The 15,168-nt window shown below is 72.2% G+C and carries 11 protein-coding genes and 1 pseudogene; 7 read left to right on the top strand and 5 right to left on the bottom strand.

Going from position 1 to position 15,168, the window contains the following annotated elements:
* Positions 1-54 precede the first annotated feature (54 nt).
* Both UG55_RS06960 and UG55_RS06955 read left to right on the top strand, forming a co-directional pair.
* Positions 55-1,290 (top strand): cytochrome P450, encoded by a 1,236-nt coding sequence (locus UG55_RS06960; RefSeq protein WP_066064452.1) that lies wholly within the window; start codon positions 55-57, stop codon positions 1,288-1,290.
* Positions 1,291-1,444: 154 nt separating this feature from the next.
* Entirely contained in the window at positions 1,445-1,828 is a 384-nt protein-coding gene (locus UG55_RS06955) for a hypothetical protein (protein ID WP_066064450.1), read from the top strand.
* A 180-nt stretch (positions 1,829-2,008) separates the two neighbouring features.
* Here UG55_RS06955 and UG55_RS06950 read toward each other — a convergent pair whose 3' ends face one another.
* Positions 2,009-2,320 carry an antibiotic biosynthesis monooxygenase gene (locus UG55_RS06950; RefSeq protein WP_199865064.1) on the bottom strand — a complete coding sequence of 104 codons (312 nt, stop codon included), beginning with the start codon at positions 2,318-2,320 and terminating at the stop codon, positions 2,009-2,011.
* 63 nt (positions 2,321-2,383) lie between these two features.
* A complete protein-coding gene (locus UG55_RS06945; RefSeq protein ID WP_242423833.1) occupies positions 2,384-3,151 on the bottom strand; it encodes a TetR/AcrR family transcriptional regulator in 768 nt (255 codons plus the stop codon).
* Between the two features lie 285 nt (positions 3,152-3,436).
* Between UG55_RS06945 and UG55_RS06940 the strand changes: the two genes are divergently transcribed.
* Complete coding sequence (locus tag UG55_RS06940; protein WP_066064447.1) at positions 3,437-4,621, top strand: cytochrome P450; 1,185 nt, start codon at positions 3,437-3,439, stop codon at positions 4,619-4,621.
* A gap of 137 nt (positions 4,622-4,758) precedes the next feature.
* A complete protein-coding gene (locus tag UG55_RS06935) occupies positions 4,759-5,958 on the top strand; it encodes a thiolase C-terminal domain-containing protein (RefSeq protein WP_066064753.1) in 1,200 nt (399 codons plus the stop codon).
* Between the two features lie 64 nt (positions 5,959-6,022).
* Here UG55_RS06935 and UG55_RS06930 read toward each other — a convergent pair whose 3' ends face one another.
* Positions 6,023-6,757, bottom strand: coding sequence for an alpha/beta hydrolase (locus tag UG55_RS06930; RefSeq protein ID WP_157901500.1), 735 nt, complete (start codon positions 6,755-6,757; stop codon positions 6,023-6,025).
* Between the two features lie 181 nt (positions 6,758-6,938).
* On the opposite strand from UG55_RS06930, the gene UG55_RS06925 reads away from it, so the two are divergent.
* From UG55_RS06925 to UG55_RS06915, 3 genes are read left to right on the top strand one after another with little or no spacing between them, the layout of a single operon-like run.
* Positions 6,939-7,745 (top strand): enoyl-CoA hydratase/isomerase family protein, encoded by an 807-nt coding sequence (locus UG55_RS06925; protein ID WP_066064439.1) that lies wholly within the window; start codon positions 6,939-6,941, stop codon positions 7,743-7,745.
* A gap of 23 nt (positions 7,746-7,768) precedes the next feature.
* Positions 7,769-8,980 (top strand): acetyl-CoA hydrolase/transferase C-terminal domain-containing protein, encoded by a 1,212-nt coding sequence (locus UG55_RS06920; protein WP_066064749.1) that lies wholly within the window; start codon positions 7,769-7,771, stop codon positions 8,978-8,980.
* Positions 8,970-10,148 carry a thiolase family protein gene (locus UG55_RS06915; protein ID WP_066064436.1) on the top strand — a complete coding sequence of 393 codons (1,179 nt, stop codon included), beginning with the start codon at positions 8,970-8,972 and terminating at the stop codon, positions 10,146-10,148. Before UG55_RS06920 ends, UG55_RS06915 begins: the two co-directional genes overlap by 11 nt.
* A 45-nt stretch (positions 10,149-10,193) precedes the next feature.
* On the opposite strand, the pseudogene UG55_RS06910 reads toward UG55_RS06915, so the two are convergent.
* Positions 10,194-14,751, bottom strand: a pseudogene (locus UG55_RS06910) (diguanylate cyclase); the annotation flags it as partial.
* A 1-nt stretch (position 14,752) separates the two neighbouring features.
* Positions 14,753-15,134: hypothetical protein (locus UG55_RS33165; protein ID WP_396230822.1), on the bottom strand; the 382-nt coding region annotated here is incomplete at its 3' end.
* Between the last annotated feature and the right edge of the window lie 34 nt (positions 15,135-15,168).

The following is a 15,168-nucleotide window of genomic DNA, read 5'->3' as shown; positions in this document are numbered from 1 at the left end:
GGCTGTGCCGTGAGACTGTCTCGGTCAGCCGTCCCCGTACGAGCGCGAGCTGTGATGGAGACGACTACCGCGAGCACAGGCCCGATCGACGACGAGTGGGTCGAGAAGCATTTCGACCACCTGTCACCCGAACTCGGCCGCGATTTACACGCGACGTTGGCGCGAGCCCGCTCCCGGTGCCCGGTAGCGCACAGTGACCAGCACGGAGGATTCTGGGTCGTCACCCGTAAGGATGACGTCCTCCGTGTTGCCCAGGATTGGAAGACGTTCAGCTCCGAAGACGGCATCACCGTACCTTCGCGCGGCCCGCAGATGAAGATTCTGCCGGTGACGGTCGACCCGCCGCTGCAGCGTGAGTTCCGGCAGCTGACGAATCCGTACTTCCGGCCGGCGGTCGTGAGTGAGTGGGAGGGCCCGACCCGCGATCTGGTGAACCGCCTGATCGACGAGTTCATCGAGGACGGCGCCTGCGACTTCATGGAGGCGTTCGCGCGGCCGCTGCCTGGTCTGGCCTTCTTCGACCTGGCGCTGCACGCCCCCGCCGAGGACCTCGAGGAGGTCAACGGATACGCCGTCATGGGGTCGCAGATGCATCGCCCGGGAGCGATGGACTCCCTGATGAAGCTGGCCGGCTGGATCGGCCGCTTCATCGAGAAGCGGCGGGAGGAAGGGCCGCGGGGGGACGTCGTCGACGCGGTGATGAGCGCCCAGATCGAAGGGCGGCCGATCACCCCCGAGGAGGTCGTCGGGACCGTCCAGCTGCTGGTTCTGGGTGGCCTGGAGACGACGGCCGGCGTGCTGGGAATGGCGATGCAGCGGCTCTGCGCGCATCCCGAGATCCTGCGGTCGCTGCGGGAGCGGCCGGAGCTGATCCCGAAGGCGGTCGAGGAGTTCCTGCGGCTCGACGGGTCCTTCGTGTGCATCGCCCGCACCGCGCGGCAGGACGCCGAAGTAGGCGGCCAGCTGATCAAAAAGGGTGAACAGGTCCTCATGTACTGGGTGTCCGCCAACCGCGACGAGGACGAGTTCGACAACCCCGACCTCTTCGACCTCGAGCGGACCAAGAACTCGCACATCGCCTTCGGGGCCGGGCCGCACCGCTGCGCCGGCTCCAACCTCGCCCGGATGAACCTGCGCATCGCCCTCGAGGAGATCGTCCGGCGGATGCACGACATCCGCCTGCAGCCGGGTGCGGAGATTGACTTTCTCTCGACCTTCAACCGGGCACCGCTTTCCGTCCCGATCCTCTTCACTCCCGGCAAGCGGGTGTTCGAGCCGGCTCCGGCCTGACCGCGTGGCCGGTCACTCCGCCGCCCGGGCGGCGGAGTGACCGCTCGCGCACCAGTTCCGAAGATCCTCTCCGTCTCGACCATCGTGACGGAGATGTTCTCCACAGCGGATATGCCGGTGCGCACGCGGACAGTTGGAACGGGTTGATCAGCGGATGGCCGTCGAACTGGCGCTGACTCCGGACAGCCGATGGGACATCGAGACGGGCGGACTGGTGCGGGCCGCGCGTGACGCGGGATTCACGGCCCTCGGGATCCCCGCCGGCCGGGTGGATTCCCACGCCGCGTCCACCTACGGATCGGCGGGGCTGAGCTGCCATGAGCTGATGGCGCTGGTCGTCAGTGACGATGAGGCGGCGACGGTGGCGTCGGCGCGGGAGTTGGCCGCCGCCGCCGCGGTGATGGGTGCGCGCTGGGTCACCACCGTCTTCCAGACCGGGCTCCACGACGGGTCCGCCAGGGTGATCGAGCGGTGTGCGGCGATCTTCGCCGAGGCGGGCACGGGAATGGCGGTGGAGTTCAGCCCGCTGGGCCGGTGAGTGTCGAGGTGCTCAACCGGGACCTGCGCGCCCTGCCGGTCCCCGAGTTCGCCCGCCGAGCCTACGAATCGTCAGCTCGCTACTGGTGCTGAGGGGTGCTCGGGGTCCGAGCGGACTCGGGGTTCGAGTGCTGCCGGCGTTCGCACCCGGGGCGCGGCCCGGCGTTCGTGCCCGGGCCGGTCAGGACCCGGATGCCACCGAGCGCTGGACGACCTCGAACTCCAGCAGGGACGAGCCGGAGGCCACGGGACGCGCGCGTTCCCCGGAGTGCGCCTCCATGGCCGGCCCGGTGAGCCAGGCCTGGAACGACTCCTCGCTGTCCCAGTGCGTGACCACGAAGTACCGGTCCTCGCCCTTCACCGGGCGCAGCAGCTCGAAGGACTGGAACCCGGGCTGACCGTCCACCGCGTGCAGCCGGTTGGCGAACCGCTTCTCCAGCTCGGGGCCAGCGTCGGCGGGGACCTCGATTGCGTTGATCTTCACGACAGTCACGCGTTCCAGCGTATGCGCGGCGCGGTCGCGGTGTCCGCCGGCGGCTCCCGTACCGTCGAGCTCCTACGGCGGCCCGCTCCGGCCGCCGGCCTGTGCGGCGCCCGCCTGTGCAGCGCCGGTCGGGGGAGCTGCGGGCGGCCGGCCGCGGACCGCGTCGATCAGCAACCCGATCGCCCAGGTCACGGTGGTGGTGGCCTGGTCGACGTCGAGCCCCCAGCCGGCGATCAGCCGTTCGAAGGTCGGGAGGTTCCAGAGCACGTCGATGGCGGCGGCCGCCTGCCGACGCTCCTCGTCGGACCAGGGGGCCGGCGCGACTTCGGTGACCGCCCGAAGCAGCGCCGCCCGCCGCCGTTCATCCTCGGTCGCGAACGGCGGCCGCGGGTGCTCCGTGACGCCCCGCCAGACCTCGAACGACGACAGTGACGCCAGGACGCGGCGGGTGAGGTCCGGCAGGTCCGCCAGGCGCAGCTGGTCGTACGAGAGGCCGGCCTCCTCCTCCAGCCGCCGCATCACCGCGTCGTGCAGCTGCCGTTCGGTCGCGAAATGCCGGTAGACGGTCCGCTCACTGACGCCGGCGCGGTCCGCGACGGCGCGGAAGGTCAGGCCGCTCCAGTCCCAGGTCGGAAACCCGTGGACGAGCGCCGACCCGGCGGTGACGATCCGCTCGCGGGTCTCGGCGGCCCGCCCACGCCGCACCGGGCTGTCGTAGCGGCGCCGGCCCGAGGCCGATTCGTCGCGGGGTGCCGGGCCGAGGGCGACGCCGTCGCTGCTGTTGCCGTCACGGTTGCTGTCGCCGTCAGGAGTCGCGTCGGATTCCATCGGGATGGCCATATGGCGACAGTCTACTGACGTGGGTGCTGGTCGCCCACGACTCCGGGAGCCTTGATGCGAGTCCTGGCGGGCGACGGTGCGGAGGCGGGCCTGGTTGACGCGCCCAAATTGGCGTCAGTACTGTGACATATGTCCTGCCGCCCGTCAGCGGTGCCGCTGCCGCGCACCGGTGGCGGGCGGCGGGTGGGTAGGTGACGCCCGTGAGCGCCCCGACTTCCGGGGTGGGCCCATCTGGGGCGGGCGCCGGGCGAGACCGGGTGAGACCGGGAGAGAGAGGTCCGAGCGGTGACGGACGTGTACTGGGACCCGTTCGACAAGGTCATTGACGTCGATCCATATCCGGTCTGGCGCCGCCTGCGTGACGAGCAGCCGCTGTACCGCAACGACAAGTACGACTTCTTCGCCGTCTCGCGGTATGCGGACGTCGACGCCGTGCACCTGGACCCGAAGACGTACAGCTCGGCCTACGGCACCATCCTGGAGATCATGGGTCCGGAGCCGATCCCGCCCGGTTTCATGATCTTCTCGGACCCGCCGGTGCACCAGACCTTACGGACGCTGGTGTCCCGCGCCTTCACGCCCCGGCGGGTGTCCGAGCTGGAGGGGCAGGTGCGCGCGCTGTGCGCGCAGCTGCTGGACCCGCAGGTCGGCGCCGGTGGCTTCGACTACGTCCAGGACTTCGCCGCGCAGCTCCCGTCCATGGTGATCTCCGCGTTCATCGGTGTGGACCCGGCCGACCGGGAGGAGGTCCGCCGGACGATCGACGAGACCTTCCACATCGAGGAGGGCCTCGGAATGCACAACGAGGTCGCCCAGGCCGCCGCCCGGCGGCTGCGCGCGTACTTCGTCGAGCAGATCGAGGATCGGCGCGCCTCGCCCCGCGACGACATGATCACCGCGCTCGTCCAGGCCGAGGTGCGGGACGGCGAGAGCACCCGCCGCCTTACCACCGCCGAGGCGGCGACCGTCACGAACGAGATGGTCAGCGCCGGCACGGAGACCGTCGCCCGGCTGCTCGGCTGGGCGTGCATTCTGCTGGCCGCGCATCCGGAGCAGCGGGCCGACCTGGCCGCCGACAGCTCGCTGATACCGAACGCCGTCGAGGAGACGCTGCGCTTCGAGGCACCCTCACCGGTGCAGGCCCGCACCGTCATGCGGGACGTCGAGCTGTACGGCACGACCGTTCCGGCCGGCTCCCGGATTCTCATGCTGACCGCCTCGGCCGCCCGGGACGAGCGCAGGTACACCGAGCCGGACCGCTACGACGTCCGCCGGCGCGTTGACAGTCATCTCTCGTTCGGCCACGGCGTCCACTTCTGCCTGGGGGCCGCGCTGGCCCGGCTGGAGGGGCGGGTCGCGATCGAGGAGACGCTGCGCCGCTTCCCGGCGTGGGAGGTCGACCACGCGGCCGCGGTCCGGCTGCACACCAGCACCGTGCGCGGGTACGAGAAGCTCCCGATCCTGGTCTGACCTTCGATCCTGGTCTGACCTTCGATCGCAGTCTGAGCCGATCATGATCTGAGCAGTCCCGGCGCTTCCCCTCCGGACCGACAGGGCGTAACCTACGCGGTAGTATGTACCTGTCGGTCATCCGGAGGAGCGCGATCGTGGAGAAGGACGACGAGGTCGCCGCGGGTGGGGGTACGGCGCTGGTCGGCATCGGGGCCACCGAGTACTTCCGCCGTGGCGGTGCGGCCCCGCGCACGGCCCTCGATCTCGCCGCCGAGGCGGTGCGCCGCGCGCTCGACGACGCCGGGCTGCGGGTCGCCGACCTCGACGGCTTCGCCGGATACGCGGGCGGCCTGGACATCGCGATGCTGGCCCACCTGCTGGGCGTGCCCGAGGTGCGGTTCACGGCGGCCCTCGGGGGCGGCGGCGGGGGGTCGGCCGGGTCGGTCGGGCTCGCGTCGATGGCCGTCGAGACCGGCCAGGCGGCGGTCGTGGTCAGCGTGATGGCGGTGCAGCAGTCGGCCTACCGGCTGGGCCGCGCCGCGTCCGCGACGGCTGGGCCGTATGCCGCGAAGACGGACGCCGCCACCGACTTCACCGCGCCCTACCGGCTGATCGGCCCGGGGCAGAAGTTCGCCATGGTGGCCCGGCGGCACATGCACCTGTTCGGGACGAAGCGTGAACACTTCGCCGAGGTTGCGCTGTCCACGCGGGCGAACGCGCTGTCCCGGCCGTCGGCGTTGATGCGCCGGCCGTTGACGGTCGACGACTACTTCGCGGGCCGGATGATCTCGGACCCGATGTGCCTCTACGACTTCTGCCTGGAGTCCGACGGCGCGGTCGCCGTGATCACCACGAGCCTGGAGCGGGCCCGGAACCTGCGGCACCGGCCCGTCCGCATCGTCGCGTCGGCGAGCGGTGGGCAGGGTCGTTACGGCCACTCCGTCTCGTGGATGAACGCCCCCGACGACTACTTCGCCTCGTCGTTCCACCGGAGTGTGGCGCAGCGGCTTTTCGCCAGGGCGCAGCTGAGCCCGGCTGACATCTCGGTCGCCCAGATCTACGACCACTTCACGCCGCTCGTGCTGATGCAGCTGGAGGACTACGGCTTCTGCCCGCGCGGCGAGGCGGGGCGGTTCGTGGCCGAGGGGAACATCCGCTGGCCCGGGGGTTCGACTCCCGTGAACACCCACGGCGGCAACCTCTCGGAGGCTTACATCATGGGAATGACCCACATCAAGGAGGCGGTCGAGCAGCTGCGCGGTACGGCGGTCAACCAGGTCGAAGGCGCGCGGACGGCGCTGGTCACCGGTGGTCCCGCCGCGGTTCCGGTCAGCGGGCTGATCCTCGCCGGCTGACGTGGTTCCCACCGGGTCGCCGGTGCCCACCAGCCCGGCGGCGGGTGTGCGGCGGCGGTGACTGTCAGCCGGTGGGCGCGGCGGCACCGGCGGTGGCGTAGCGGGCCGCGACGCGGTTGCAGATGGCGGCGATCTCGGCCGCCCGGCTGATCATCGCGAGGTGGCCGGCGTCGACATCCACGATGTCGGTGACACCGGCCCGGGCGGCCATCTCGGTCTGCCGCTGTGGGGTGAACACGTTGTCGCGCAGCAACCGCACCCACGTCGCCGGCACTCCGGCGTCCCAGCCGGTGAGGGTGGTCGGGCTGCGCAGTACCCTGCCGGGCTCCGCCACGCTGATGGAGAAGGTGTAGGCGAGCTCCTCCGGGCTCATTTCGCCGGCCATGCGGGCCACCAGCTCCGGGGTCTGCGCGACTGGTTCGCCCAGCAGGGCCGCGTCGGCGTCGACGTCGGGCGCGGGCTGCCCGTGGATCGCGCTCAGGACGCTCTCGCCCTCCGGGAGGACGGCGCAGGACAGCAGGATCACGTGCCGGACCCGTTCGGGCGCCGCCGCGATTCCGGCGGTCACGCTCAGGCCGGCCAGGGAGTGGGCGACCAGGATCAGGTCTCCGGCGGTGCTCCGCACCGCCTCGGCGACCGTCTCGCGGTAGTCGGGCAGCGCGACGCTCCTGATCTCCTCCGGGCGGTTGTTCCCGCGGCCGGGCTGCACGACTGCGGTCGACGGGAACGCCAGCTGTGCTCGCATCCGATCCCAGCAGCGGTCGTCGAACGTCCCGCCGTGGATCAGCAGAAACCGCATGATTCGCACTCCCCGGGTCATGTCCGACAAACATACGACTGCGTAGGTTCGCAGGGCAAGTCCGATGTCGGCCGCTTGACCGGCTCGCCGCAGATCCACATACTCAGTAGGATGTAGGGATTGGTCGCCGGGAGGGCCGTCAGGTAAACGGCCGCGACGGCGCGGATGAGGGAGCTTGTCGATGGAACGGCGATGCCCCGAGGGAGACGGCGGGCCGGCGGTCGGATCAGCCACCGCCGACGGCGTCGTGACTATCACGATCAACCGCCCGCGGCGCCGCAACGCGCTCGACGATGCCACGTGGGTGGCGCTGGAGCGCGCGCTCACCGCGGTCGGGCACGACCCGGCGGCGCGCGTCCTCGTCCTCACCGGAGCGGGCGGGCACTTCTGCGCGGGCGCCGACATCAGCACCGCCCCCGCGGAGCGGCACCCACTGCGCCGGATGTGGTCGCACAACGAGGTCGCGCTGCGACTACGGGAGATCACCATCCCGACCATCGCGAAGGTCAGCGGTGCCGCCGTCGGCGCGGGCTGGAACCTAGCGCTGGGCTGCGACCTGGTGATCGCCGACACCACCGCCCGGTTCTCCCAGATCTTCACCAGTCGCGGTCTCTCACCCGACCTGGGTGGCACCTGGTTCCTGCCCCGGCTCGTCGGGATGCAGCAGGCGAAGCGGCTCGCGCTGCTGGCCGAGGTGATCGACACCGCCGAGGCCGAGCGGTTGGGCCTGGTCACCCAGGTGGTCGAGGCCGGGGAGCTCGACGGGGTGGTCGCGGGCCTCGCGCGCAGGCTCGCCGCGGCCCCGCCGGTCGCGCTCGCGCTCACCAAGCGGCTGCTCGACGAGAACGTGGACCGTCCGCTGCGCGAGGCCCTGGAGAGCGAGGCCTGGGCGCAGGCCGTCAACTTCGCGGGCGTGGATCCGGCGGAGGGCTACGCCTCGTTCCGGGAACGCCGGGTGCCGCGCTTCACCGGTGAGTGGGCACTGTGAACGGGGGCTCTGCCAGCGGCGCCGTGAGTGAACTCCCGGTCACCGGCCTGGAAACGGCGTTGGCCCGGCTGGTGCGGCCGGGAATGCGGGTCGCGCTGGCCGACGGCTGCGGCACACCGGAACTCCTGCACGGCCCGTTGAGCCGGGTGGCGGCGGGCCGGGCCGTGCGCCTGGTCCTCGGCTGGATGCCCGCCGCGGCGCCGGATCTGGACGCGTCCGCCTTCGCGGACGTGCGGGTGCTGATGGGCGGGCCCGGTACCCGCGCGATGGTCGAAACCGGCCTGGCCCACGTGGTCCCCTGCAGGCTGTCGGCGGTGCCCGCGCTGCTCGGCGGGCCGCTGCGGCCCGACCTGCTGCTCGCGACGGTGGTACGCGGCCGGGACGGGTTCCGCTTCGGCGCCGAGGTCGGCTACCTGCGCGGTCTGGTCGCGGCCGGGGTGCCGGTCGCGGCCGTCGTGGCGACCGGCGCGCCCTGTGCCGACGCAGGACCGCCGCTGCCGTCCGACCAGGTCACCGTCCTGGCCGAGACTGACCGCGGTCCCGCGGAGCTCGGCACCCCGCCGCCCACGGCCGCCGACGAGGAGATCGCCCGGCGGGTGGCGCGGCTCGTGCCGGCGGGGGCGCGCGTCCAGGTGGGCCCGGGACGCCTCGCGCAGGCGATCGTGTCGAACCTGGACGTGCCGGTGCGGATCGACTCGGGGCTGTTACCCGATCCCGTCGTCGACCTCGACCGCCGGGGCCTGCTGGTGGGCGATCCGGTCGCCACCTATCTCAGCGGCACCCGGCGGCTCTACGACTGGGCGGACGGCCGGCGGATCCTGCGCCCGATCGAGACGACGCACGACATCGGCCGGCTCTCCGACCCCGGGCTGCCGCCCCTGATCGCCCTGAACGCCGCGCTGGAGATCGACTGGGACGGCCAGGTGAACGTCGAGGGGGTGCACCGTTCGGCGGCGGGCATGATCGGTGGGCATCCCGACTACGCCGCGGCCGGCGCGCGGGGCCACGGGCTTTCGGTGATCGCGGTGGCCACCGCGCACCGCGGCCGGCCGACTCTGGTCAGGCGGCTGTCGCGGCCGGTGACGACGGGTTCGCACGATGTGGACATCGTCGTGACGGACCGGGGGGTCGCGGACCTGCGCGGGCTGAACCGGGCCGAGCGGCGCCGGGCGCTGCGCGCGGCCTGGGGTGATGAGCTGGCTGGGGGAGAGGACGGTGGGCAGGATGACGCGTGACCCACGACCGGCGATCACGGGGACGGGCCGCTCCGCGGTCGGGCGCCGGCTCGACCGGGACCCGCTCGGCCTCGCCGTGGACGGCTGCCTGGCGGCGATCGAGGACGCCGGCCTGACCCGCGACGACATCGACGGCGTCGCCGCCTTCGTGCCCGACGACGGCAGCGTCGGCGTGCACGAGCTTCAGGAGGCACTCGGTCTGGAGCTCGACTGGTATGTGGGCACGATCGGCGGGCCGTCGCAGCTCTCGGCGGTCTGGGAGGCATGTCTGGCCGTGGCCTCCGGGGCGGCCACCCATGTGCTGGCGTTCCACGCCTCCTGCGAGGGCAGCGTGCGGGCCAGCCGTGGCCGCGGCGGGTCGCTGCCGGGAACGGCGCGGGGCATGCCGGCCCGCGCGAGCGGCGCGCAGGCGTGGTGGCTGCCCTTCGGTGCCCCGTCCGCAGTGAACATCATCTCGATGTACGCGCAGCGGCACTTCCACGAGTTCGGCACGACCCGCGAGCAGCTCGGTCAGCTCGCGGTCGTGCAGCGGGAGAACGCCGGGCGCAACCCGGACGCGATCTACCGCGACCCGCTCACGATCGAGGACTACCTGGCCGCGCGGATGGTCAGCGAGCCGCTGTGCCTGTACGACTGCGACGTGCCGACGGACTTCTGCAGCGCCGTGATCGTCTCCCGGGGGGACGCGGTCGGCGGCCTGCGGCGCCGGCCTGTCCGGATCGACGCCGTGAGCACCTCCCGGCGGCATCCGCCGACCTGGGAGCAGGCCGACGACCTGACCACGATGCTCGCGCTGCGCGACGCCGGGTCTCGGCTGTGGGAGCGGACCTCCGTGCGGCCGGGTGACATCGACGTCGCCGGGATCTACGACGGCTTCAGCTTCATCACCCTGGCCTGGCTGGAGGCGCTGGGCTTCTGCGGACGAGGCGAGGGCGGCGCTTTCCTGGAGGGCGGTGACCGGATTCGCCGCGACGGCGAGCTGCCGATCAACACCGAGGGCGGACAGCTCTCCGCCGGCCGCATGCACGGCTGGGGCTTCCTGCCGGAGGTCTGCCGGCAGCTGTGGGGCGAGGCGGGGGAGCGGCAGGTTCCCGGCGGCCCGGAGGTCGGCCTGGTCGCGGCCGGCGGCGGAATCATCGGCGCCGCCGCCGTACTGCTCCTCGACTGAGCCCTACTGCTCCTCCTGCTCCTCGTCCGCAACCGGATGGCGTCGTCACCGCACGGCGGTCTCCACCTGGTTGCGGCCACCGCGTTTCGCCCGGTACAAGGCGGTGTCCGCGGCCTTGCCGAAGGCGACCAGCCCGTCGCCCGCCGCCGCGCCGTCGGCGGTGGGAACGGTCGCGGTGATGCCGATGCTCACGGTGATGACGCGCTCGGCCGTCAGCGGGTGCGGTTCGGCCAGGTCCTCGACGGCCCGGCACAGCCGGCGGGCGATTTGGGTACCGGCACACAGGTCGGTGTCGGGCATCACGATGCTGAACTCCTCGCCCCCGTAGCGGGCGGCGAGCAGCGTGTCGCCGATGTTCCCGGCGAGGCAGGCGGCGACCCGCTGCAGGCACCGGTCCCCGGCCGCGTGCCCGAAGTGGTCGTTGTAGAGCTTGAAGTGGTCGATGTCGACCATCGCGAGCGCGATCGGCCCGGCGTGCTGCCGGGCCCGTTCCCATTCGACGGCGAGCACCTCCGACAGCCGCCGCCGGTTGGCCAGCCCGGTCAGCGGGTCGGTGACGGAGAGCTGTTCCAACTGGTGGTTCGCCGCGGCGAGCTGCCGGTTCGATGCGGCCAGCTGCCGGGTGCGCTCGGCGACCTTGCCCTCCAGCGACGAGTAGATCAGCGCGTTGTCGAGCGAGACCGCCAGTTGCCCCGCAATGATCATGATGCCTTCGAGGCGTTCGGTGGAGAACGCGCCGCGCAGCATCCGGTTCTCCAGCAGGAGCATCGCCCGCAGGCTTCCCCGGGTCACGACGGGGATGGCGAGCAGCGAGCAGCGGCTGAGGCCGGCGAAGTAGGGGTCGCGGTGGAAGCGGTCGTCACGGGTGGCGTCGGCGATGGCGACGGGGTCGTGGGTGCGGCCGACATAACGAATGACCGACAGCGGCAGCAGACGCCGCCGGCCGGCCTCACGGAGCGAGATGGCGCGCCCGGCTCCGGTGGATACCAGCCAGCGGTCCTGCTCCTTCTCACGCAGCAGCAGGTGGACGCTGGTGGCGCCGGTCATCTCGGAGAGTATCCCCACCACTTTCGCCTGCAGGCCGTCGACGCTGGTCTCGGAGCTGAGCGCCTGGGCGGCGGCGACCACCGCGAGCAGGTCGACCGTGCCGGTCGCCACCTTCGAACGGCGCCCGGGCTGGTCCGCCGGCAGGAGGATGACCGGCCACACGGGCGAGCTGACGGGGGCGGTCCCCACTGCGGGGTAGGCCCAGTCGAGCTGGCTGACCTTCGCCGTCGCACCCCATTCCAGGTACCGCTCCCGGGCGGCCCGCAGGAACGCGAGGCCGGCGGTTTCCAGACCGTGCGAGAGGTAGAAACGCGCGGCGCGTTCGAGTGTGAACGCCCGGTGCCAGGGGCGCACCCGGGCTGACACCTCGCGCAACGCCACGTCGAACAGGTACGCGGCCTCGCGGAAGTCCCCGACGGCCCACGCCCGCTCGGCCTCCACCAGGCGCAGCAGATGCCGGAAGTTGCTCGGCGCGTCCGTCGCGCGCGCGGCCAGCCACCCGATCAGTTCGTCCAGCTCACCGAGCACGGAGTCACGCTGATCCGCTGCCATACCCCGCGCCCGGGCCGCCAGCGCCATCGCCAGCAGCACCCGCGCCACCGCCATCGGATAGTTCGTCTCGATCGCGGCCCCGTAGGGCATCACAGCCGCGGCGTGGCGCGCGGCATCGGCCGGCTGGTCGAGGACCGCCGCGGCGAGCGCCCGGGCCACATGCTCGTTGGCGAGGGAGAACGGGTCGCCGGCCAGCAGGCCCACCTCGGCCGCCTCGCCGCCGGCCGCCTCGACGGGGTCCCGCAGCGCGCGCACCATCCGCAGGTATGAGCGGAAGATCCCCTCGGCGTACCCGTTCCCGGTGCGCAGGGCGAAGGCGAGCGCCTCCTCGACCGTCGCGGCGAGGACGTCCAACGTCGGCGCGCTGTCCAACAGGTCGCACACCAGCGCGTAGTGGGCCCAGCACGCGTTCTGCAGGTCACCGCCCTGCAGCAGGCCCTCCAGCGCACGGCGTCCGTCGGGGAGGTTTTCCTCCAGTGGCGCGAACCAGTGGCCGCAGGTGATCACGTTGATGAAGAGCGCCTGCCACAGGTCGGGCTCATAGCCGCGAGCCCGCGCCACCGCGAGAATCCGTCGCAGGACGCGTGGCCCGGTGTGGTAGTCACCGCGGCGGACGATGGTCACTATCGGAATGTGGCTCGCCGGGCCCACCAGCGCGCGATCCGGGCCATAGCGTTCCCACATCTGCAGTGCCCGGATCGCCAGCCAGGCCATCACCGCGTGGTCGTGGAAGAACGCCGCGACCATCACCCGGTTGACGAGGCTGTTCACGCTGAGGCGGGCCTCGTCGGTGATCTCGGGCTTGCGGAGGTCGTCCGGCTCGTCGGTGGTGTCGATCCACCGGCGAAGCCCGTCGAGCCCGCGGTCGGTCTCCGCTTCCAGCTCGCTTCCTTCCGGAACCGAGATGCCGAGACGCCGTAGGTGGGCGAGGCCGAGCCGCATCGCCTCACCGGCGCGGCCCCGGTTGGTGAGACTGTTGACCTGGACCATCGTGGCGGACGTGAGCTGGGCCGGTTCGGTGCACAACCGCTCGACGGTGCGGTAGGCGTCGTCCGCGTCGTCCAGCCGGCCGAGGCAGTACAGCGCGGCCTGCCGGTCGGTGTGGACGGCGATCAACAGATCGGTGTCGGCCGGGTCGACGATCCCGACCGCCGCGCTCAGCAACCGCTCCACCAGCGGATAGGTGCTCAGCACTCGTGCCTGCTCGGCGGCGCGGCGGAAGAGCGCGACCACCCCGCGCCGCTCGTCGGCGCCGCGCACCAGCTCCACGACGTGCAGATACTGCTCCGCGGCCACCGCGAAGAACTCCGGCCGGTCAGCCAGCCGCCGCGCCAGCCGCAGCCGCCGCGCGCGCTGCTCGTCCGGTGGGCTGCCGGCCAGCACGGTCTCGCGTGTCCGGTCGTGGTTGAACCGGACACCGGGGCGTCCGTCGCACTCCAGCACCAGCAGGCCCTCACCGAAGGCGGGTGCGAGCTGCCGCTCGACCTCGCCCGGCGACAGGCCGGTCGCGGCGGCGAGAAGATCGAGGTCCACCTGGCCCGCCAGGCTCGCCATCACCGTCAGCAGCTCGGCACTCTCGGCTGGCAGCGCCGCCACCCGGGCGGCCAGCAGCGCGGTCACCTCCACCCGGTCGAGCCGATGGCGCAGCTCCCGCCCGTCCCACCGCCAGCCGGCCGCGCCCGGTCTCAGGATGCCCTCGCGCCGCAACGAGTTGAGCAGTTCCAGAGCGTCATACGGGTTGCCGCCGGTGGACGGCGCGATCGCCCGCGCCAGCCGCGCGGCGGGTTCCGCTGCCAGTTGCAGCAGATCGGCGACCATGGTCGCCTGCCCCGCGGCGGACAGCCCGGCCAGGTGTAGCTGGTAGGGGCCGGTCGTCTGGTCGGACCACCGGGCCAGCATCGAGGCCAGCGGATGCGCGGCGTCGACGTCGTTCTCGCGGTAGGCGGCGGCCAGGAACAGCCCGGCGATCCGTTCCTGGCCGGTGAAGACCAGATCGACGAAGCCCAGGGGCGTGCGCCCCGCCCACTGCAGATCGTCGACGAAGAACACCACCGGCCGCTCCGGTGAGACCACAGCACGCAATGTCTCGACGGCCGTACGTGCCAGCCGCGCCTGGGTGGTCATCGGGTCGCCCGGGTGCGGCGGAACCCGCAGCAGCGCCGCCATTTCCGGCACGGTGGCCGTCAGCAGGCCGGCGTTCGGGCCCAGGCCCCGCAGCATCCGCTCCCGCACCTCGGCGAGGTGGTCCTCGGGCTCGGCCAGTAACAGTCGACCCAACGCCCGCAGCCCGTTGCGGACTCCGTCCGACTCCTGGTCGCGGCGGTACTGGTCGAACTTCCCCGCCACGAACCAGCCGTCGGCGCCGGCCACGATCGGCCGCAGGGCGTTGACCAGGGATGTCTTGCCCACACCCGGTGCACCCGCGACGAGGACCCCGCGGGACTTCCCGGTGGCGGCCTCGCCGAACGCCGCGCCGAGCCGCTCGACCTCCCTTTCCCGCCCGCACAGCCGGGAGGGTGTCAGCGGCCGGGTCGGGAGATCACGCTCGCCGGGGCGCAGTGTGACCTCGCCGCGGCGCACCAGCGCCAGATCATGCTCCAGTCCTTCGGCGGTCTGGTAGCGGTCGTCCGGCTCCTTCTCCAGCAGATGCATGATGATCTCGGACAGTGCTTCGGGCATGGACGGCTCGACCGCCACCGGCGGCTCCGGGGCCCGAGCGAGATGATCGTGGATGATCCTGATCGGGTCGTCCGTGCCGAACGGCGGCGCGCCCGTCGCCAGCTCGTACAGGCTCGCTCCCAGCGCGTACAGGTCGGCCCGCTGGTCGACCGGGCGGCCGGTCCGGCCGGTCTGCTCCGGCGCCAGGTACGGCACGGTCCCGACCGCGGCCCCGTGATGAGCGAACTCCGGCTGGACCACCGAGAAGGTCGTCGCGAGCGCGAAGTCGATCAGATACGGCGTCCCGCTGTCCGCGCTCACGACGATGTTGGCCGGGCAGAGATCCNGGTGCACCACGCCCCGGCGGTGCATCCCACCGACGGCGTGCGCCAGCGACCTGGCCAGGTCGATCAGCTCGACCGGCTTCAACGGGGTCTCCCACCCCGACAGCGCCGTGCCGCCGACATCGACCAGCAGGATCGAACCCGCGTACCGCGCCGCCCCGGTGGCCAGTTGCACCACACCCTCGACCCCCGTCAGCCGCTCGAGGATCTCGATCTCGTGACGGGCCCGGCGCTGTGCGTCCGGGCCCAGCGGCTCCTTCCGGATCACGCGACCGCTCGGCAGAACGAGCCGGGTGATCCGGGTCTGATCCGTGGCGTGCAGGACCACCGGCGCTGCCGCGGGCCGCGGATGATCCCGGCCCGGGATCATTTCTCCGGCCACCATGCGAGCGTCTCCGTGCCGCGCCACGAACAGGTCA

Origin of the sequence: Frankia sp. EI5c (assembly GCF_001636565.1) — a bacterium.
Classification (GTDB): Bacteria; Actinomycetota; Actinomycetes; order Frankiales; family Frankiaceae; genus Parafrankia.
This window is presented reverse-complemented; position numbering and strand designations above follow the sequence as displayed.